Origin of the sequence: Azospirillum ramasamyi (genome assembly GCF_003233655.1) — a bacterium.
GTDB classification, from domain to species: domain Bacteria; phylum Pseudomonadota; class Alphaproteobacteria; order Azospirillales; family Azospirillaceae; genus Azospirillum; species Azospirillum ramasamyi.
In genome coordinates this window covers 551,421-570,398 of record NZ_CP029829.1, presented here as the reverse complement: position 1 = coordinate 570,398, position 18,978 = coordinate 551,421, and the positions used below count along the sequence as shown (strand labels likewise).

18 protein-coding genes are annotated in these 18,978 nt (G+C 68.5%); 10 read left to right on the top strand and 8 right to left on the bottom strand.

What is annotated here, in order from left to right; genetic code table 11:
• The 3 genes from leuB to DM194_RS02635 all read right to left on the bottom strand — a co-directional run bounded on the left by leuB (window position 1) and on the right by DM194_RS02635 (window position 3,206).
• Window positions 1-1,116, bottom strand: coding sequence for a 3-isopropylmalate dehydrogenase (leuB, locus tag DM194_RS02645; protein ID WP_111065796.1), 1,116 nt, complete (start codon window positions 1,114-1,116; stop codon window positions 1-3).
• 72 nt (window positions 1,117-1,188) lie between these two features.
• The gene (gene leuD / locus DM194_RS02640; RefSeq protein WP_111065795.1) at window positions 1,189-1,800 is read right to left on the bottom strand and encodes a 3-isopropylmalate dehydratase small subunit; all 612 of its coding nucleotides are present in this window, start codon (window positions 1,798-1,800) and stop codon (window positions 1,189-1,191) included.
• Window positions 1,801-1,982: 182 nt separating this feature from the next.
• Window positions 1,983-3,206 (bottom strand): MFS transporter, encoded by a 1,224-nt coding sequence (locus tag DM194_RS02635; RefSeq protein ID WP_246024255.1) that lies wholly within the window; start codon window positions 3,204-3,206, stop codon window positions 1,983-1,985.
• Between the two features lie 103 nt (window positions 3,207-3,309).
• Between DM194_RS02635 and DM194_RS02630 the strand changes: the two genes are divergently transcribed.
• The 8 genes from DM194_RS02630 to DM194_RS02595 all read left to right on the top strand — a co-directional run bounded on the left by DM194_RS02630 (window position 3,310) and on the right by DM194_RS02595 (window position 12,118).
• Window positions 3,310-3,525 carry a type 2 periplasmic-binding domain-containing protein gene (locus tag DM194_RS02630; protein WP_111065794.1) on the top strand — a complete coding sequence of 72 codons (216 nt, stop codon included), beginning with the start codon at window positions 3,310-3,312 and terminating at the stop codon, window positions 3,523-3,525.
• 148 nt (window positions 3,526-3,673) lie between these two features.
• A complete protein-coding gene (locus tag DM194_RS02625; RefSeq protein WP_111065793.1) occupies window positions 3,674-5,281 on the top strand; it encodes a hypothetical protein in 1,608 nt (535 codons plus the stop codon).
• A 90-nt stretch (window positions 5,282-5,371) separates the two neighbouring features.
• Complete coding sequence (locus DM194_RS02620) at window positions 5,372-6,427, top strand: glycosyltransferase family 2 protein (protein ID WP_111065792.1); 1,056 nt, start codon at window positions 5,372-5,374, stop codon at window positions 6,425-6,427.
• Window positions 6,424-6,855, top strand: coding sequence for a GtrA family protein (locus DM194_RS02615; RefSeq protein ID WP_176581363.1), 432 nt, complete (start codon window positions 6,424-6,426; stop codon window positions 6,853-6,855). Before DM194_RS02620 ends, DM194_RS02615 begins: the two co-directional genes overlap by 4 nt.
• A gap of 91 nt (window positions 6,856-6,946) precedes the next feature.
• Entirely contained in the window at window positions 6,947-7,783 is an 837-nt protein-coding gene (gene dapF / locus DM194_RS02610) for a diaminopimelate epimerase (protein WP_111065791.1), read from the top strand.
• A complete protein-coding gene (mtaB, locus tag DM194_RS02605; protein WP_111065790.1) occupies window positions 7,780-9,051 on the top strand; it encodes a tRNA (N(6)-L-threonylcarbamoyladenosine(37)-C(2))-methylthiotransferase MtaB in 1,272 nt (423 codons plus the stop codon). Before dapF ends, mtaB begins: the two co-directional genes overlap by 4 nt.
• 22 nt (window positions 9,052-9,073) lie before the next feature.
• Window positions 9,074-10,510 (top strand): signal recognition particle-docking protein FtsY, encoded by a 1,437-nt coding sequence (gene ftsY / locus DM194_RS02600; protein ID WP_111065789.1) that lies wholly within the window; start codon window positions 9,074-9,076, stop codon window positions 10,508-10,510.
• 99 nt (window positions 10,511-10,609) lie between these two features.
• Window positions 10,610-12,118 carry an AMP nucleosidase gene (locus tag DM194_RS02595; RefSeq protein ID WP_111065788.1) on the top strand — a complete coding sequence of 503 codons (1,509 nt, stop codon included), beginning with the start codon at window positions 10,610-10,612 and terminating at the stop codon, window positions 12,116-12,118.
• 35 nt (window positions 12,119-12,153) lie between these two features.
• On the opposite strand, the gene DM194_RS02590 is transcribed toward DM194_RS02595, so the two are convergent.
• The 5 genes from DM194_RS02590 to DM194_RS02570 all read right to left on the bottom strand — a co-directional run bounded on the left by DM194_RS02590 (window position 12,154) and on the right by DM194_RS02570 (window position 16,111).
• Window positions 12,154-12,777, bottom strand: a complete 624-nt coding sequence (locus tag DM194_RS02590; RefSeq protein WP_111065787.1) for an FMN-dependent NADH-azoreductase — start codon at window positions 12,775-12,777, stop codon at window positions 12,154-12,156.
• A 148-nt stretch (window positions 12,778-12,925) separates the two neighbouring features.
• Complete coding sequence (locus DM194_RS02585) at window positions 12,926-13,696, bottom strand: class II glutamine amidotransferase (protein WP_111065786.1); 771 nt, start codon at window positions 13,694-13,696, stop codon at window positions 12,926-12,928.
• A 115-nt stretch (window positions 13,697-13,811) separates the two neighbouring features.
• Window positions 13,812-14,231, bottom strand: coding sequence for an ArsC/Spx/MgsR family protein (locus DM194_RS02580; protein ID WP_111065785.1), 420 nt, complete (start codon window positions 14,229-14,231; stop codon window positions 13,812-13,814).
• A gap of 3 nt (window positions 14,232-14,234) precedes the next feature.
• Window positions 14,235-15,143, bottom strand: a complete 909-nt coding sequence (gene draG, locus DM194_RS02575; RefSeq protein WP_111065784.1) for an ADP-ribosyl-[dinitrogen reductase] hydrolase — start codon at window positions 15,141-15,143, stop codon at window positions 14,235-14,237.
• A gap of 77 nt (window positions 15,144-15,220) precedes the next feature.
• Window positions 15,221-16,111, bottom strand: a complete 891-nt coding sequence (locus DM194_RS02570; RefSeq protein ID WP_111067684.1) for an NAD(+)--dinitrogen-reductase ADP-D-ribosyltransferase — start codon at window positions 16,109-16,111, stop codon at window positions 15,221-15,223.
• A gap of 207 nt (window positions 16,112-16,318) precedes the next feature.
• On the opposite strand from DM194_RS02570, the gene DM194_RS02565 reads away from it, so the two are divergent.
• Both DM194_RS02565 and nifH read left to right on the top strand, forming a co-directional pair.
• Window positions 16,319-17,632, top strand: a complete 1,314-nt coding sequence (locus tag DM194_RS02565; protein WP_111065783.1) for a hypothetical protein — start codon at window positions 16,319-16,321, stop codon at window positions 17,630-17,632.
• Between the two features lie 278 nt (window positions 17,633-17,910).
• Window positions 17,911-18,807 (top strand): nitrogenase iron protein, encoded by an 897-nt coding sequence (nifH, locus tag DM194_RS02560; protein ID WP_085088510.1) that lies wholly within the window; start codon window positions 17,911-17,913, stop codon window positions 18,805-18,807.
• The last annotated feature ends 171 nt before the right edge of the window (window positions 18,808-18,978 follow it).

Genomic DNA, 18,978 nt, shown 5'->3' with positions numbered 1-18,978 from the left:
TCAGGAGGCCAGCTTGTCCAGCTCGCGCAGGATCGAGTCGCCCATGACGGTGGTCGAGCAGCGCGCCATGCCCGGGGCCATGATGTCAGCCGTGCGCATGCCGCCGCCCAGCACGTTCTGGATGGCCCGCTCGATCAGCTTGGCGTCCTCGTCCAGGTCGAACGAGTAGCGCAGGCACATCGCGAAGGACAGCATGGTGGCGCAGGGGTTGGCCAGATCGCGGCCGGCGATGTCCGGGGCGGAGCCGTGCACCGGCTCGTACAGGGCCTTGCGGTTGCCGTTGGCATCCGGGGCGCCCAGCGAGGCCGACGGCAGCATGCCGAGCGAGCCGGTCATCATCGCCGCCTCGTCCGACAGGATGTCGCCGAACAGGTTGTCGGTGACGATCACGTCGAACTGCTTCGGGTTCTTCAGCAGCTGCATGGCGCCGTTGTCGGCGTACATGTGGCTCAGCTCGACGTCCTGGAATTCCTCCTGGTGCAGCTTGGTCACTTCCTGCCGCCACAGCAGGCCGGATTCCATGACGTTCGCCTTTTCCATCGAGCAGAGCTTGTTGCCGCGCTTGCGGGCCAGCTCGAACGCGACGCGGGCGACGCGGCGGATTTCCGGCGTGGTGTAGACCTGGGTGTTGACGCCGCGGCGCTCGCCGTTGCCGATTTCGGTGATGCCGCGCGGCTCACCGAAATAGACGCCGCCGGTCAGCTCGCGGACGATCAGGATGTCCAGGCCGCGGATGACGTCGGCCTTCAGGGTCGAGGCGTCGACCAGCGCGTCGAACACCACCGCCGGGCGCAGGTTGGCGAACAGGCCCAGTTCCTTGCGCAGGGTCAGCAGGCCGGCTTCCGGGCGCTTGGTGTAGTCGCTGGGGTTGTCCCACTTCGGGCCCCCGACGGCGCCCAGCATCACCGCGTCCACCGCCAGCGCCTCGGCCAGCGTGGCGTCGGACAGCGGAACGCCGTGGGCGTCGATGGCCGCGCCGCCGACCAGGCCTTCGGACACGTCGAAGGTGATCTTGCGCTTGCGGTCCATCCAGTCGATGACCCGGCGAACCTGGCGCATCACCTCCGGGCCGATACCGTCACCGGGGAGGAACAGAAGCTTCTTATTGGCGGCCATGGCGGGCGCACTCCCAAATGTCAGACGTCAAGAAGACAGAAGTTGAAGGGGATCGGGGGAGGACGGGGGCGGTCAGCCCCACATCCACGGCTGGCCGGCGCGCTGCTTGCCCTCGTACCCGTCGATGTGGGCCGATTGCTGCAGCGTCAGGCCGATGTCGTCCAGACCGTTCAGCAGGCAGTGCTTGCGGAACGGGTCCAGTTCGAAGGAGATGGTGCCGCCGTCCGGGCCGGTGATGGTCTGCTTCTCAAGGTCGACCGTGATGACGGCGTTCGACCCGCGCGACGCGTCGTCGAGCAGCAGGTCGACCTGCTCCTTCGGCAACTTGATCGGCAGGATGCCGTTCTTGAAACAGTTGTTGTAGAAGATGTCGGCGAAGCTGGGGGCGATGATGCAGCGGATGCCGAAATCGGCCAGCGCCCACGGCGCATGCTCGCGCGAGGAGCCGCAGCCGAAATTGTCGCCGGACACCAGGATGCTGGCCTTGCGGTAGGCCGGCTTGTTGAGGACGAAGTCCGGGATCTCCTGCCCGTCCGGGGTGTAACGCATCTCGTCGAACAGATGCTTGCCCAGCCCCGTCCGCTTGATGGTCTTCAGGAACTGCTTCGGGATGATCATGTCGGTATCGACGTTGATCATCGGCAGCGGCGCCGCAACGCCGGTGAGAACCGTGAACTTTTCCATCGCCAGAAATCCTGTCGCGCAAGAAGGCGCAAGCGTGCGCATGCAGAGCGTGGTGAATAGCAGACCAAACAAGCCATTGCCAGAGGAAGCTTGCCCTTTTCCCGGCACGCAATGAGCGAACAGGCATGCGCGAATGCACCGGCGCGCATTTTTATTGCGTGATTGCACTCTGTTCGACCCGGTCAGGCCCGGTTGCGGGTGCCGAAACGCAGCGCCAGAACCAGCGCCGCCACCAGCGCGCCCGCCGCCAGAAGGAAGGACAGCCACAGCGCCGCCGCGTCGCCGAACCGCTCGATCACCAGCGCGTAGACCAGCGGGGCGAGGGCCGAGACGAAGAATCCGGGGGTGATCAGGCGCCCGACGGTCTGGCCGTAGCGGGCGGGATCGAACAGGACCAGCGGCAGGGCGCCGCGCACGATGGTGACCAGTCCGTTTCCCGCCCCGAACAGCAGGGCGAAGGCGATGCCGGCGGCGGGGGCCGCGCCGAAGGCCACCGGGAACAGGAAACAGGGCACGGTCAGCCCGGTCGCCAGGATGGCGAGGCCGAAGGCGGACAGCCGCCTGCCGAACCGGATCTCCGCCAGCCGCGCCGCCGACTGTCCGACGCCGCGCAGGGTGGACACCCACACCGCCAGCGCCGGCGCCATTCCCAGCCCCGCCAGCATGCCGATCATATGGGCCGAAAGGCCGGAGTTCAGCATCCCCGTCAGCGCAATGATCAACGCGTAGAGAACCACCGCCAGGGCCGACGGCGGCGGGGCGGCCGGCGCGGCGGACGCCTGAACTGCGGACGCCTGAACTGCGGGAACGGGCTCCGGCACCGGCTCCACGAAGCGGTCGGACGGGATCAGCAGATGCAGCGGCACCGTCGCGAGCGCCAGCAGCGCATAGATGAGGAGCGCGCCGCGCCAGCCCAGCCCCTCCGCCACGGACTGCCCGACCAGCCACATCACGCTGGAGGCAAGCCCGCCGAGCAGCGTGATCTGCGAGATCGGCCTGCGCGCCGCCCGTCCGCCGATGCGGGCCAGCGCGGCGAAGGCCGCGTCGTACAGCGCCATCCGCATGGCGAGGCCGAGCAGCACCCAGGAGGCGTAATAGACGACCAGCCCGTGCGCCAGCGCCAGCCCGACGCAGCCGGCCGCCATCAGGAGGGAGCCGGCGACCATCACCACCCGGCCGCCCCGCCGGTCGATGGCGCGGCCGACGGCGGAGGACACCAGCCCCATCACCACCAGCGCCAGGGTGAAGCCGCCATAGATCGCCGGCAATCCCTGCCCAAGATCGGCGGCCATGGCCTCTCCGAACAGGCCGACGAGGTAGTAGGACACACCCCAGCAGACCAGCTGCGACATGCCCAGCGCCCACACCACCCGCGCCGGCACCGCCGGTCCGCTCTTTCCGTCCACGCCCCGCCACCCCGTTCCCCACATCGGCCGGTACCAGGGTAGCGGCCGGACGGCGCCGGGAAAAATGATTTGTTCGGCGATGATTGTTGAGACAAGTCAACGGATGCCCGTGAGAAAAGTCAACGGCTGCGCAACCGCGCTGAACGTCGATCACACCTCTGTCGCCATCCAGGCGGCGGAGGACGGGCTGGGAATAGCCCTGGTGCCGCTGCTGTTCATCGAACGGCAACTGGCCGAACGTCAGCTGGCCGACCGGCTGCGGCGGCTGGAATTCCCGGCGCAGGCACCCTCGCAGGACTCCTCGAACTTGGCAGGCTGATCCGCCGCGCCCCTTGCGGCGGGCTTGGCGACCGCCTACCAAATCGTTTGGCCCAAATCGTTTGGCCCAAATCGTTTGACCAAGCCGCCATGCTCCGGCCGGATGCCCCCAGCCAGTTGATCGAGATCGAAGAAGGCCGCCCGACCCGATGCCGACCATTGACGACGACCGCCGTGCCCGCCTGACCGGCCGTGCCTTCCTGCTGCTGGCTCCGGTCGCCTACGGGCTGCTGACGCTGGCCTTCGGCATGGACGCAAACTGGGATCTGCGGAACTACCATTGGTACAACGCCTATGCGCTGCTGAACGGGCGGATCGGACGCGACCTGCTGCCGGCGCAGATGCCGACCTTCTACAGCCCCTTCCTGGACGTGCCCTTCTATTGGCTGGCGACCCATCTGCCGGCGCGGGCGGCGGGATTCCTGTGGGGAACGCTGCAGGGGCTCAACCTGTCTCTGCTGTATCTGGTGGCATCGTCCTGCTTCCGGAACGGTCCGGCACTGCAACGAAGCCTGATCGCCATGGCGCTTGCGGTGATGGGGGGGCTGGGCGGCGGGGCGCTGGGGCTGATCGGCACCACCTTCCAGGACAATGTGCTCAGCCTGGGCGTGCTGGGTGCGCTCGCCGTCATCGCCGGCGGCCTGCCCGGCATCCTGGACGGACGGCCGCTGCCGAGCTTCGCACGGGTGGCGGCGGCCGGCCTGCTGGCCGGGGTGGCGATGGGGCTGAAGAACCCGACGGTGATCTATGCGGTCGGGCTGTGCCTGGCTTTCCTCGCCCTGCCCGCCCGGCCGTGGCGGCGCCTGTGGCTTGCCTTCTTCTTCGGCATCGGGGTGCTTGTGGGATTGGTCCTGGGCGGCGGCGTGTGGATGGCCCATCTGTGGCACGATTACGGGAACCCGGTCTTCCCGCACATGAACCACATCTTCAAATCGCCCTTCGCCGCGATATCCGACTACGTCAATGTCAGCTTCTTCCCGCCAGAACCGTGGCAGCGGCTGTTCTTCCCCTTCGTCTTCACCTTCTCCCCCCTGACGGTGGGCGAAGTTCCCTTCTTCGACATGCGGGTTCTGGCGCTGTTCGTTCTGGTGCCGGCGGGAGCCGTCGGCGCGCTGATCGGATGGTCGTTGCACCGGCGCAACGAGTGGCTGACCGAGCGGCCGGTGACGCTCTTCCTGCTGACCGCGTTGAGCGTCACCTATGTTCTGTGGGTGGTGATGTTCTGCATCTACCGCTATCTGGTGCCGCTGGAGATGCTGGCCCCGCTGGGGCTGGTGATGGCGGTCGGCCTGCTGCCGCTGTCCCGCCGCCTGCGCATCGGGCTGGCCGCGGCCCTGCTGGCGCTGGTGCAGCTGACGGTGCAGCCGGCCGACTGGGGGCGCGTCGCCTGGGCCGACAAGTGGGTGACGGCGGAAGTGCCGCCCATCGAGGATCCCGACGGCACCATGGTGCTGATGGCGGGGTATTGGGCCATCTCGCACGTCATTCCGTCCTTCCCGCCCCGCCTCACCTTCGTGCGCATCCAGTCCAACTTCCTGCAGCCGGATTCGGTCGGCAACGGCCATCTCGCCATCCTGAAGGACAAGGTGGCGTCCCACCGCGGCCCCTTCCTGATGCTGAGCACGATCCCCGACACGCCCGGCGCGGCGAAGGCCGCAGCGCTGCTCGGCCTGCGGCTGGACCCGCAGCGCTGCCGGACGGTTCCCAACAATCTCGGCGAGACCCTGAACCTCTGCGCAGTGGACAGGACGCCCTGAATTCGGGAGATAGTGGAATAATCGGCGGGTTTGTGCTGTTTATCGCCAGTAACCGCCCATCCGCCCTTTTCGAGCCATAAAGCCAGCGCCATGACCGTATCAACCATCGACCGCGCCGCTTCCACCGCCGGCACCGCCGGCACCGCCCCTTTGGGAACGGCGCGGGCCGACACGGACGCCGCTCCGGCTCCGACCATCGCGGTGCTGATCCCCTGCTATAACGAAGAGGCGGCGATCGGCAAGGTGGTGCAGGATTTCCGCGCCGCCTTGCCGGAGGCGACGGTCTATGTCTACGACAACAACTCCCAGGACCGGACGGTCGAGGTCGCGCGTGCGGCGGGGGCGGTGGTCCGGCACGAGCCGCTGCAGGGCAAGGGCAACGTCATGCGCCGCATGTTCGCCGACATCGAAGCGGACGTGTATGTGCTGGTCGACGGCGACGACACCTATCACGCCGCCAGCGCGCCGCAGCTGGTCAAGCGACTGTGGGACGACCAGCTGGACATGGTCAACGGCGCGCGGGTGACCGACATCGTCGCCGCCTACCGCCCCGGCCACCGATTCGGCAACCTCGTGCTGACCGGCATGGTCGCCAAGATCTTCGGCAGCCGCATCGGCGACATGCTGTCGGGCTACCGGGTGTTCTCCCGCCGCTTCGTGAAGTCCTTCCCGGCGCTGGCCAGCGGTTTCGAGACCGAAACGGAGCTGACCGTCCATGCGCTGGAGCTGCGCATGCCGATCGCCGAGGTGAAGACCCCCTACAAGGACCGGCCGCCCGGGTCGCACAGCAAGCTGAACACCATCCGCGACGGCATCCGCATCCTGCGCGCCATCATCATGCTGGTGAAGGAGGAGCGGCCGCTGCCCTTCTTCTCCGGGCTGTTCGGCTTGCTGGCCCTGCTGTCGGTGATCCTCGGCGTACCGGTGATCATGACCTATTTCGCGACCGGACTGGTTCCGCGCGTCCCCACCGCGGTGCTGGCGACCGGGCTGATGCTGATGGCCTTCCTCAGCCTGGCCTGCGGGCTGATCCTGGACACCGTCACCCATGGCCGCCGCGAGGCCAAGCGCATGCATTACCTGTCTCTGCGCGCGCCGGGCAACCACCCGCCGCTGGCCGTCGACCGGGCGGAAAGCCGCCGGTGAGCGGGCCGGTCGCCACTCTGCTGGACAACCGGCTGGGACGGCTGGGGGTGCAGTTCGCCAAGTTCGGCGCGGTCGGCGTCATCGGCCTGCTGGTGGACACCGCCGTGCTCTATGGCGGGCTGGCGCTGGGGCTGGAGTTCTTCGCCGCCCGCATTCCGTCCTTCTTCGCCGCGGCGACGGCGACCTGGGCGCTCAACCGCGCCTTCACCTTCCGCGGCGCGGCGGACGAGCCGCTGCATCGCCAATGGGCCAAGTTCATCGCCGCCAACGCCTTCGGCGGCGTGGTGAATTACGCCATGTCGGTCGGGCTGGAATCGGGCGTGCAGACGGTCGCCGAGCTTCCGTTCCTGGCGGTGGCCGCCGGTTCCATCGCCGGCATGTTCTTCAACTTCGCGGCGTCGAAGCATCTGGTGTTCAAGGGGGCGTGACGGGAGGCCCGGCCATTCGACCGAGCCCGCGAATCTGCCTTGCGCGGCGCCTTATGGACTTATTCGCACGGGTCGCCATATAACGGCGGCCATGACCCGCGAATTCCTGAAGATGCACGGCCTCGGCAACGACTTCGTCGTGATCGACGCCCGTTCCGAACCCTACCGCCCCTCGGGCGCGGAGGTGCGCGCCATCGCCGACCGCAAGACCGGCGTGGGCTGCGACCAGTTCATCATCCTGGAGCGGACCGAGGCGCCGGGGGCCGACGCCTTCATGCGGATCCACAACGCCGACGGCAGCGAGGCCGCGGCCTGCGGCAATGCATCGCGCTGCGTCGGCTGGCTGCTGATGGAGGAGAGCGGGCGCGACCGCGCCAGCTTCCAGACCGCCGCCGGGCTGCTGCACGCCTCCCGCGCCGACAACGGCCGCATCACCGTGGACATGGGTCCGCCCCGGCTGGACTGGAGCGCCATTCCGCTGGCCGCCCCCACCGACACGCTGCGGGTCGAATCGGTGGAGCATGGCGGCTTCGCGGGACCGGTCGCGGTCAACATGGGCAACCCGCACGCCGTCTTCTTCGTCGACGATGCCGAAGCGGTGCCGCTGGCCGAGGTCGGTCCGGTGTTCGAGAACCACCCGAGCTTTCCCGAGCGCTCCAACATCGAGTTCGCGCAGGTCCTGTCGCCCACCGCCATCCGCATGCGGGTGTGGGAACGCGGCGCCGGCATCACCCAGGCCTGCGGCACCGGCGCCTGCGCCACGCTGGTGGCGGCGGCCCGCCGCGGCCTGACCGGGCGCAAGGCCGACATCCTGCTGGACGGCGGCACCCTGACCATCGAATGGACCGGGGACGACCGCGTTCTGATGACCGGCCCGGTGGCGGTCGCCTTCAGCGGCCGGCTGACGGCCGAACTGGTTTCGGTATGAGCGATACGACCGACAGCACGACGCAGACCGGCCCCGAGATCGTCACCTTCGGCTGCCGCCTGAACACCTACGAGTCCGAGGTGATGCGCAACCATGTGCGCAGCGCCGGGCTGGACGACGTGGTGATCGTCAACACCTGCGCCGTGACGTCGGAAGCCGAGCGGCAGGCGCGGCAGACCATCCGCAAGCTGCGGCGCGAGAGGCCGGACGCCCGCATCGTCGTCACCGGCTGCGCCGCCCAGATCGACCCGCAGCGCTTCGCCGCGATGCCGGAGGTCGATCAGGTTCTGGGCAACCAGGAAAAGCTGCAGCCGGAAAGCTGGGGCCTGCCGCCGGCCGAGAAGGTGCTGGTCAACGACATCATGTCGGTGAAGGAGACCGCCGGTCATCTGATCGGCGGGTTCGAAGACCGTGCCCGCGCCTTCGTCCAGGTCCAGCAGGGCTGCGACCACCGCTGCACCTTCTGCATCATCCCCTATGGCCGCGGGCCGTCGCGCTCCGTCCCCATCGGCGGCATCGTCGAGCAGGTCCAGGCGCTGGTGAAGGCCGGCTACAACGAGGTGGTGCTGTCCGGCGTCGACATCACCAGCTACGGCCCCGACCTGCCGGGCTCGCCGTCGCTGGGGCAGATGGTGCGCCGGCTGCTGGCACTGGTGCCGGAACTGCCGCGGCTGCGCCTGTCCTCCATCGACTGCATCGAGATGGACGACGACCTCTGGCGCCTGCTCGAAAACGAGCCGCGCCTGATGCCGCACCTGCACCTGTCCCTGCAGGCCGGCGACGACATGGTGCTGAAGCGGATGAAGCGCCGCCATGGCCGCGCCGATTCCATCGCCTTCTGCGAGCGGGTGCGCTCGATCCGGCCCGACGTGGTGTTCGGCGCCGATTTCATCGCCGGTTTCCCGACGGAGACCGAGGAGATGTTCCAGAACACCATGCGGCTGGTGGAGGAATGCGGCCTGACCTGGCTGCATGTCTTCCCCTACAGCCCGCGTCCCGGCACGCCGGCCGCCCGCATGCCGCAGGTCGACGGCGCCGTCCGCAAGGAGCGCGCCGCCCGCCTGCGCGCCGTCGGCGAGGCGGCGGAAGCCCGCACCCTGGCGGGACTCGTCGGCCGCACCGTCACCGTGCTGGTGGAAAAGGACGACCTGGGCCGCACCGAGCATTTCGCCGCGATCCGCCTGGGCCGGCCCTTTCCGCCCGGCTCGCTGGTGCCCGCCGCCGTCACCGGCATCAAGGACGGCGTGCTGACCGGCACCCCGCTCTGACCCCTCTCATAGTGGACACTCCATGATCTTCCGCTGGTTCGGCCGCAAGAAGCCCGAAGAGACCGCGCCCAAGGACGAGGCGGCGAAGGACCAATCGGTCACACAGGAGTCCGCCACCCCCGCGCCGGAACCCGAACCGGAAAGGACGCCGGAGCCGCCGGCCGCTCCGCCGCCTCCCAAGCCGGAGGTCGAGCCGGTGCCCGAACTGGCGCCCGCCCCCCCGAGCGCCGAACCGCCGGGTGCCGAGCCGCAGCCTGCGCCGCCGGCACCCGTCGCGCAGCCTCCCATCGAGCCGGCCCCGGTTCAGCCGGCCCCGGTCGAGCCGCCCCCCGTCACGCCGCCCCCCGTCACGCCGCCCCCGGTCACGCCGCCTGCCCCTGCCGCGCCGGTCGAGCCGCCGGCCCCGGCTTCGGTGGCGCCCGCCCCGGTGGCCCCTGCCCCGATGCCGGAGCCGGAACCCGTTCCGGAACTGCCGACGCCCCCGGCGCCCATGCCGGCTCCCGTCGCTGCGGCGGCGGAAGAGGCGCCGCCGACCAAGAAGGGCTGGTTCGCCAAGCTTAAGGAAGGGCTGTCCAAGTCCTCGTCCAAGCTGACCGACGGCATCACCAGCATCTTCACCAAGCGCAAGCTGGACGACGACGCGCTGGAGGAGTTGGAAGAACTGCTGATCACCGCCGATCTCGGTCCGGCCACCGCGGCGAAGGTGACGGCGGAACTCGCGCGCACCCGCTTCGGCAAGGAGGTCTCGCCGGAGGAGGTCAGGGCGACGCTGGCCGCCGAGGTGTCGAAGATCGTCACCCCCGTCGCCAGGCCCCTGGTTCTCAACCCGGCGCTGAAGCCGCATGTCATCCTGGTCGTCGGCGTCAACGGCACCGGCAAGACCACGACCATCGGCAAGCTGGCCCGCCAGTTCAAGGCGGAGGGCAAGAGCGTGATGCTCGCCGCCGGCGACACCTTCCGTGCCGCCGCGGTCAGCCAGCTGAAGATCTGGGGCGAGCGCACCGGCTGCCCGGTCGTCGCCCGCGACACCGGGGCGGACGCCGCCGGCCTCGCCTTCGACGCGCTGGAGCGGGCGAAGGCCGAGGGTGTCGACGTGCTGCTGATCGACACCGCCGGGCGGCTGCAGAACAAGACCGGCCTGATGGACGAGTTGCGCAAGATCGTCCGCGTCATCAAGAAGCTGGACGAGACGGCGCCGCACACCACCCTGCTGACGCTGGACGCCACCACCGGCCAGAACGCGCACAGCCAGGTGGAGATCTTCCGCGACATGGTCAACGTCAACGGCCTGATCCTGACCAAGCTGGACGGCTCCGCCCGCGGCGGCGTTCTGGTCTCGCTGGCGGAGAAGTTCAAGATTCCGGTCCACGCCATTGGCGTCGGCGAGGGCGTCTACGACCTGCGCCCCTTCGATGCGGATGCCTTCGCCAAGTCGCTGATAGGGCTGAACGCCGACTGACCGGAGGGGGCATATCGTCATCCCCCGAAGGGATAAGTGCTGGGGATTGGCCGAAATTCGGCCTTCCCAGCCGGTCATTCGTACCCCATCTTCGACGACATGACCGATAAAGCCCCGCTCCAGCCCGGGTCGGCCGGGCGCTTCACCGATGCCAAAGCCGCGCTGGCCTGCGTGCGCGACATTTACGAGCGCAACACCGCCTTCCTGCGCGACCGCTTCGCCGCCTACACCCAGGGCGAGGAGGAAGGCGGGCGGAACCGGGCCTGCTACCCCTATGTGCGGATGACCGCCGTATCCGGCGCCGGGGTCGATACCCGGCTGTCCTACGGCTTCGTCGAGGGGGTGGGCGTCCATTCCACCACGGTGACGCGGCCGGACCTGTTCGAACGCTATCTGCTGGAACAGTTCACGCTGCTGCTGCGCAACCACGGCGTTCCGCTGGAGGTCGGCGTCAGCGAGGAACCGATCCCGATCCATTTCGCCTTCCCCCACGGCATGTATGTCGAGGGCGACCTGCCGCCCGACCGGCTGACCAAGCTGCCGGACCTGTTCGACCTGCCCGATCTGGCGCGGATGGACGACACCATCGTCAACGGCACCTTCGACGGCGGGCCGGACGCGGTGAAGCCGCTGGCGCTGTTCACGGCGCCGCGGGTGGATTTCTCGCTGCACCGGCTGCGCCACTATACCGCGACCGCGCCGGAGCATTTCCAGAACTTCGTCCTGTTCACCAACTACCAGTTCTATGTGGACGAGTTCATCCGGCTGTCGCGCGAGATCATGGAGCCGGCCGGCGACGCCGATCTGGCCGCCTACCGCAGCCAGTACGACAGCTTCGTCGAGCCGGGCGACATCGTCACCACCAACCAGAATCTGGGCGGTATCGCTGACGTCCCCGCCCCGCGGCTGATGCGCATGCCGCAGATGCCGGCCTATCACCTGAAGCGGCCGGACGGCAACGGCATCACCCTGGTCAACATCGGCGTCGGGCCGTCGAACGCCAAGACCATCACCGACCACATCGCGGTGCTGCGCCCGCATGCGTGGCTGATGCTGGGCCACTGCGCCGGGCTGCGGCAGACCCAGCGGCTGGGCGACTATGTGCTGGCCCACGGCTATGTCCGCGAGGACCATGTGCTGGACGCCGATTTGCCGCTGTGGGTGCCGGTGCCGGCATTGGCCGAGGTGCAGCGCGCGCTGGAGACGGCGGTGGAGCGGGTGACCGGGCTGTCGGGTTTCGACCTGAAAAGCATCATGCGCACCGGCACGGTCGCCACCATCGACAACCGGAACTGGGAACTGCGCGACCACCGCGAGCCGCTGATGCGCTTCAGCCAGAGCCGCGCCATCGCGCTGGACATGGAAAGCGCGACGATCGCCGCCAACGGCTTCCGCTTCCGCGTGCCGTACGGGACGTTGCTGTGCGTGTCGGACAAGCCGATGCACGGGCAGTTGAAACTGCCGGGCATGGCCGACCGCTTCTACCGCGAGCGGGTCGACCAGCATCTGAAGATCGGCGTGCTGGCGATGGAGTTGCTGCGCGAGCACGGGATGGAAACGCTGCACTCCCGCAAGCTGCGCAGCCTGGCGGAGGTGGCGTTCCAGTAGGAAATGGGGCGGGTGTGGCACCCGCCCCGTCAACCTCAGGCGGCCACCAGCAGCCCTTCGATCTCCTTCGCGGCGCCCGCCAGCGCCTTGTCCTTGGCCTCCGGCCCCATGCTGACACCCTCGGCGCGGATGAAGGTCACGTCGGTGATGCCGAAGAAGCCGAACACCGTGCGCAGGTAGGCTTCCTGGTGGTCGAGGCCGGCCAGCGCCGGGTTGCTCGAATAGACGCCGCCGCGGCCGGACGCCACGATCACGCGCTTGCCGCCGGCCAGACCCTCGGGCCCCTTCTCGGTGTAGCGGAAGGTGCGGCCGGCCTGGGCGAGGCGGTCGATCCAGGCCTTCAGCTGGGTCGGGATGGCAAAGTTGTACATCGGCGCGCCGATCACGACGACGTCGGCAGCCAGGAACTCGTCGAGCAGGGTGTTGGTCAGGGCCAGCTCTTCGCTCTGACGCGGGCTCAGCCCCTCGACGGCGCCGAGCTTGACGACCTGCAGCAACTCGCCGTCCAGATGGGCCGGCGGGTTGGCGGCGACGTCGCGGGTGACGACGGTGGCCGCCGGCTCGGCCTTCACCAGCGCCTCGACAATGGAGGCGGTCAGCTGGCGGGTGACGGAGGCGGTGCCGAGCGGGCTGGAGTCGACGTGCAGGATCGTGGTCATGACGGAAGGAGCCTCTTGGTTGTTGCGGCCGTATGAGACCGGCCGGTTTCTGAGGCCCAAGATGCTCCTTTGTTATCCGGCGGTTAAGCCGGACTCTGCGCGAAAGATCGTCTCCGGGAAAGCAACAATCGGCCCGGATGCGCCCGGCTCAGCGCGTCACCAGCGCCCCGCCGCGGAAGACCGCCATCTGCCCCGGCTGCATCACCGTCCAGGCCTCGTCCCTGGTCAGCGGCCGGGTGGCGATGACGGTGACGACGTCGTTGGGCGTCGTCTCCTTGGAGAAATCGACGCTCATGTCGGCATCGACCAGCGTGGCGGCGCCGAACGGCGCCTTGCGGGTCAGCCAGGCGAGGTTGGTGGCGCAGTGGCACCACAGATACCGCCCGTCGCTGAGCAGCATGTTGAACACGCCCAGCGTGCCCAGATCGGCGGCGAGATGGCGGATCAGCCTCATCAGGCCGGCGGTGGTCTTCGGCGGCTCGGGATACTGCATGCGGATCTGGTCGAGCAGCCAGCAGAAGGCATGTTCGCTGTCGGTGCTGCCGACCGGCTCGTAGAAGGTCAACACACGGTCCTTGATGCCCTTCAGCTGGCCATTGTGGGCGAAGGTCCACACCCGGCCCCAAAGTTCGCGGGTGAAGGGATGGGTGTTCTCCAGCGACACCCGGCCGCGGTTGGCCCGGCGGATGTGGGAGATCACCGTACAGGACTTGATCGAATATTGGCTGACCAGCCGGGCGATCTCCGATTCGGCACTGGGGGCCGGATCGTGGAAGGTGCGGCAGCCCTTGCCTTCGTAGAAGGCGATGCCCCAGCCGTCGCGGTGCGGCCCGGTCTGTCCGCCGCGGCGCATCAGCCCGGCGAAGCTGAAGCAGATGTCCGTGGGCACGTTGGCGCTCATGCCCAGGAGTTCGCACATGATGTCCTCGTCTGCCGCTGGTCGTCGCCTTGGGGGCGACAAGCTACGACAGGAGGCGGGCGAGGTCACGCGTTGACATGGCCCGCGCCCTTCATGCACGTCAGGGTTTGACGGCTCACGGCTTCGGACAGGGCGGCATGTCCGGCCGCAGGCAGCCCTCCATCTTCCCTTCGGTCCCGGCTTCGCCCAGCCCGATCCAGGCATCGACCCGGCCGGTCTCGAATCCGCAGTCGCGGCGGTCGCCGACCTGCATCAGCGGGCGGCGGATCAGCAGCGGCCGTTCGACCATCGCGGCCAACGCAGCGGCCTCGTCCAGCGCCTCCGGCACCACCTCGCCGCTCTTGACCGCGGAGGCGGCACGGTTGAACCAGTCCGCCACCGGGCGGTCGCCGAAGAAGGGACGGAGCGTCTCGGGCGTCCAGGGCTCGCTCAACAGGTCACGGGCGAACACGCGGTGGCCGGCCTGCTCCAGCAGTACCTTCTGGCGGGCGTTGCCGCCGCAGCCGGGTTTTTCGTAGAACACCACATCAGCCATCGCTCATCTCCCCTGGAACAGCGGCGCACGGGCCAGCAGCGCGTCGGTTTGCTGACAAATCTCGTCGTGGACCTTGCGGTCCAGCTTGCGCAGCCAGCGCGGCGGTATCGATTCGACGCCATAGGTCGCGCCGGCCAGCATGCCGGCGATGGCGCCGGTCGTGTCGGCGTCGCCGCCCTGGTTCACCGTCTCCACCACGCAGGATTCGACCGAATCGGTTTGGAAGTAATAGTGGAAGACGGTCTGCACCGTATCGACCACGAACGCCGTCGACAGCCCGCGGTAGGGTTGGAACTTGAACTGCCGGTGCCTGGCGATCAGGGCGTTCGCCTCCTCCCGCGCGGCGAGGACGCCGCCGCCCAGCACCAGCCGCCGCACCATCCGGCCCAGAGCGATCACCGCGGAATCGGACAGCCCGTTGCAATGGGTGATGTGCGACTGTTCCACCGACCAGCGCTCGAACGCCGCGTCGTCGCCCAGCGTCGCCAGCGCCACCGGCAGGTTGCGCATCGCAGCGCCGTTGCCGGCGTGGTACTCCGATTCCGGCTCATCCAGCGTGCCGCGCATGATGAAGCGGCGGATGCCGCGGCGGGTCGTGTCGCCGACATCGACCGGCACCGATTTCAGCCAGAGCGCGAACTCCTCCGCGGCGCGGTGGGCCTCCCACTCCGGGCCCGACAGGATGGCGCGGCCGAGATGCAGCGACATCTCCGTGTCGTCGGTCACCTGCCCGGCCGTCAGCTTCAGCCAGCCGCCGCCCTTGATGTGCTTGTGGACACCATACTGGTGGGCGATCTCGCCCTTGGTCAGGAACTCCACCGTCGCCCCCAGCGCATCGCCGCAGGCGAGGCCGAGATAGGCGCCGAGCGCCCTGGACCGTATTTCGGCCGTCAGAGTCGTAGGATCCGTCATGCCATGGGGCGAAATGCCCGCCCTTTCCTGGTGCGCCCGGTGAACCGGCCGTCAGGCCGCCGCCGGACGTGAGGTTGTCAGAGAAGCGACACACCCACCCGGTAATCCCCGCCGATCACCAGATACTCCCCTTCGCCCTGGAAAGGGTAGCGCGGCAGGATGTCGCGGAAGAAGACGACCTTGGGCAGCGGCACCCAGGCGTCGAGGATGTAGTCGCCGAACTGGCCGGCGATGTCGCGGTCGATGGAAAAGGAACACAGGTTGTTCAGCCGCAGCACCGCCGTGCGCCGGTCCGGCCGCGCGACGATGTGGTGTTCCTCGAAATCGTTGACGCCGCGGTACAGCCGGATGTGCGAAGCCCAGTTGGGCATCGGCGCATCGGGCCAGCCGCGACGGATGGTCCATTGGCAGAACTCGTACAGAAGGTCGAGCTGCAGGTGGATGTTGTTGTTGTGGAAGCGGGTCGACTGCTTCTGCTCGCCATAGGCGGCCCAGGCATCGGAGGTGAAGCGGTGGATCGGTTCGCCGTGGAAGGTCGGCAGCAGACCGAACCGGCTCTCCACCCATCCCTTCATCACCGCGCCTACCGCCCGGTTGCTGTCGAACATCCAGCCCTTCAGCAGGCGCAGGTAGCTGGCACGGAAACGGCGCTTGCCGTCCGGCCCCTCCGCCCCGGAGAAGTCGGGATTCACCCCGAACACCTCGGCCATATGGCGCTGGAAGACGTCCGACGCGGTCAGCGCGTCGGGGCTTTCGTCCAGCGCCTCGAACAATGCCGCGTGCTCGCTGCGGGTGGCGCCGATGCGCAGGCGCCGCGGCTCGTCGTTGTAGGCTTCGCCGCACAGCGTGGCGGCCGGGATGTTGACGAGGTTGGTGCGGTGGACGCGAAGGGCCAGCGGGGAATCGGGGGGCGAATCGGGCTCCGTCTTCCGGCCGGATTCATCCTGTGTCGTCACCCCATCCACCACGCCGGTCCGCCCCATCCGAATATCATTAATTCAAGTATGGATATTGTATAAACGCGCGCGTGCCAAGCCTTGAGCAACGCAACCGCCAGGAGGCCGGCAGAGAGGCGCGGAGGGCTCAACGCCCCATGTCGCAAGATTGTCCGTTTGAAGCCGGACGCTCCGTCCCCATACTCAGTACAGCGACGCTCATGATCCGGCGGCACCCGAATGGCCTTCTGGCCGACCAAGTACGACGACAGTCGGCGCCGGCGCACCCCGCCGGTGGCCACGCCGACGCCTGTCCGGACGCCGCCCTCCCCTCCCCAGCCCGCAGCCGCCGCCCCGGCGGAACCCGACGGTCTCCCGCCGCGCGGCATCGGCGAGGCGCGGACGGTCCTGCGCCTCGCCCAGCTTCTGCGCGGCAACATCACCCCCCTGCGCGGCGACGCGGTGCTGGAGTTGCTGGAGCCGCACCGGCCAAGGCTGGTGCCCAAGCCGATCAATCCGCTGCCGGGACTGGCCGGTCAGCCGCCGGGCCGGCTTCTGGAGGCGCTGCTGCGGCCGATCGGGCAGATCGTCACCGACGTGCTGCTGCCGGGGGTGCGCGACCATCTGATCGACCGGCTGGTGACCGGCCGCACCGCCCATGAGGAAAGCCTGCCCAGCGCCATCGACCTTGCCGAGGCGATGCGGGGGCTGGTCAGCCGGATGCGCGGCGGCGGCAAGGGGCATCTCCAGGCGGTGATCGGCGCCATCGAGAGCGACGCCCGCGCCACCGCCGACGTGCTGACCAGGGACCGCCGCCCCATCGACGTCGGCGGCATCGACCGGCTGGCCCGCGCCCTGCTGCGCTTCGAGGTGCGGCGGATGATGCTGGAGGCGCTGGGCGGCGGCAGTGCGTTGCAGGATGTCGTCTATCAGTCGCGCCGGCTTGCCCGCTACTCCCTGTACCGCGCCACCGAGGCGATCGAAGGGTTCGTCGCCGACCGAGGGCTGAAGGCGCTTCATGCCAGCCTCGCCACCCTTGCCCAGGCCGATGGGCTGATCGTCATCGCGCTTCGCAACCTGGACGACCAGGAGGAGACGAAGGAGGAGTCCGGCCCCTTCGTCGAGCCGGCCGACCGCAAGGCGATGAACGACTGGCTGTCGGCGGCATGGCGGCTTTCCGACACATTGTTCGATCTTGTCGGCAAGGCCGCGGCCGGCGGCGATCTGGACGACCTTCTGTTCGCCGCCCTGCTGCGCCAGCTGCGCAGCCTGCACCATTTCTGCGCCGACCTGACCCATGCCGGCCGCCCTGCCGCCGTGGACACGCTGAAGCAGCGGCTGGTCGACCGCTGCGACGCCCTGGCCCGCCTGACCGGCGAACGGCTGGTCGAGGCGCTGCTGGCCAAGCCCGCCGATCCGGCTTTGGCCCGCCGCCTGATGGCGCGCGGCCGGCTGCTGGCGCAGTTGCTCTACGACATGGACCGCGACGAGGCGGTGGAAGAGCTGGCGCTGCGCATCGTCGTCGCGACGGAGGCTCTGGGCGAACGGCGGTAGGCTTCGGCCTTGGGAAGTGGGAAATCCGCTGTCCGCACCCCGCCGCGCACCCCGCCGCCATAAAGACCTGACAAAATGTCGGGCTTTGTCGTGTGTGTCGGGACCACGACAAAGGACGGCGCGGCGCCCTCCCGGCATTTTATCATTATAAAACAGTAACTTACCTATTCCCTTCGCTCTGGCACGGGTCGTGCACTCCATGAAATCCGAAGCGGCCACGAACCGGCCGCACCGGATCGAAGCAAAGTCCCCACGACCCAAGCACAGGAGCGACCCACATGGCCAAAGCGCCTCTGCGTCAGATCGCCTTTTACGGCAAGGGCGGTATCGGTAAGTCCACCACCTCTCAGAACACGCTGGCCGCGCTGGTCGAGCTCGGTCAGAAGATCCTGATCGTCGGCTGCGACCCGAAGGCCGACTCGACCCGCCTGATCCTGCACGCAAAGGCCCAGGACACCGTGCTGCACCTGGCCGCCGAGGCCGGTTCGGTCGAGGACCTGGAGCTCGAAGACGTCGTCAAGATCGGCTACAAGGGCATCAAGTGCGTCGAGTCCGGCGGCCCGGAGCCGGGGGTCGGCTGCGCCGGCCGCGGCGTCATCACCTCGATCAACTTCCTGGAAGAGAACGGCGCCTATGACGACGTGGACTATGTGTCCTACGACGTGCTGGGCGACGTGGTCTGCGGCGGCTTCGCCATGCCGATCCGCGAGAACAAGGCCCAGGAAATCTACATCGTCATGTCGGGCGAGATGATGGCGCTCTACGCCGCCAACAACATCGCCAAGGGCATCCTGAAATACGCCCACAGCGGCGGCGTGCGCCTCGGCGGCCTGATCTGCAACGAGCGTCAGACCGACAAGGAGATCGATCTGGCCGAAGCCCTGGCCAAGCGCCTGGGCTCCAAGCTGATCCACTTCGTGCCGCGCGACAACATCGTGCAGCATGCCGAGCTGCGCCGCATGACCGTCATCGAGTACGCGCCGGAAAGCAAGCAGGCGGAAGAGTACCGCCAGCTCGCCAGCAAGGTGCACAACAACTCCGGCCAGGGTTGCATCCCGACCCCCATCACCATGGAAGAGCTGGAAGAGATGCTGATGGACTTCGGCATCATGAAGACCGAGGAGCAGCAGCTCGCCGAGCTGGCTGCCAAGGAAGCGGCGAAGGCCGGCGCCTGATCCCAGGCGTAGCGACGGTTGCCTACCGGCCCCCCTGCCCCATCGGCGCGGGGGGGACCGCCTGAACACTGGCCCTTTTCCCCAGCCCCGCACGACGTCGACCCAACGACTGCCCACCGGTTCCGGCCGGGCGACGTCGGCGTGGGAGGGAGGGGCTCGGTCACGCGCTGA

Bases quoted from the DNA above. Each gene is read 5' to 3' on its own strand.
- ftsY (WP_111065789.1), top strand. From the start codon at position 9,074: ATGATCTTCCGCTGGTTCGGCCGCAAGAAGCCCGAAGAGACCGCGCCC.
- mtaB (WP_111065790.1), top strand. From the start codon at position 7,780: ATGAGCGATACGACCGACAGCACGACGCAGACCGGCCCCGAGATCGTC.
- DM194_RS02590 (WP_111065787.1), bottom strand. From the start codon at position 12,777: ATGACCACGATCCTGCACGTCGACTCCAGCCCGCTCGGCACCGCCTCC.
- DM194_RS02595 (WP_111065788.1), top strand. From the start codon at position 10,610: ATGACCGATAAAGCCCCGCTCCAGCCCGGGTCGGCCGGGCGCTTCACC.
- leuB (WP_111065796.1), bottom strand. From the start codon at position 1,116: ATGGCCGCCAATAAGAAGCTTCTGTTCCTCCCCGGTGACGGTATCGGC.
- dapF (WP_111065791.1), top strand. From the start codon at position 6,947: ATGACCCGCGAATTCCTGAAGATGCACGGCCTCGGCAACGACTTCGTC.
- DM194_RS02625 (WP_111065793.1), top strand. From the start codon at position 3,674: ATGCCGACCATTGACGACGACCGCCGTGCCCGCCTGACCGGCCGTGCC.
- DM194_RS02565 (WP_111065783.1), top strand. From the start codon at position 16,319: ATGGCCTTCTGGCCGACCAAGTACGACGACAGTCGGCGCCGGCGCACC.
- leuD (WP_111065795.1), bottom strand. From the start codon at position 1,800: ATGGAAAAGTTCACGGTTCTCACCGGCGTTGCGGCGCCGCTGCCGATG.
- DM194_RS02585 (WP_111065786.1), bottom strand. From the start codon at position 13,696: ATGTGCGAACTCCTGGGCATGAGCGCCAACGTGCCCACGGACATCTGC.
- DM194_RS02620 (WP_111065792.1), top strand. From the start codon at position 5,372: ATGACCGTATCAACCATCGACCGCGCCGCTTCCACCGCCGGCACCGCC.
- DM194_RS02630 (WP_111065794.1), top strand. From the start codon at position 3,310: ATGCCCGTGAGAAAAGTCAACGGCTGCGCAACCGCGCTGAACGTCGAT.
- draG (WP_111065784.1), bottom strand. From the start codon at position 15,143: ATGACGGATCCTACGACTCTGACGGCCGAAATACGGTCCAGGGCGCTC.
- DM194_RS02580 (WP_111065785.1), bottom strand. From the start codon at position 14,231: ATGGCTGATGTGGTGTTCTACGAAAAACCCGGCTGCGGCGGCAACGCC.
- nifH (WP_085088510.1), top strand. From the start codon at position 17,911: ATGGCCAAAGCGCCTCTGCGTCAGATCGCCTTTTACGGCAAGGGCGGT.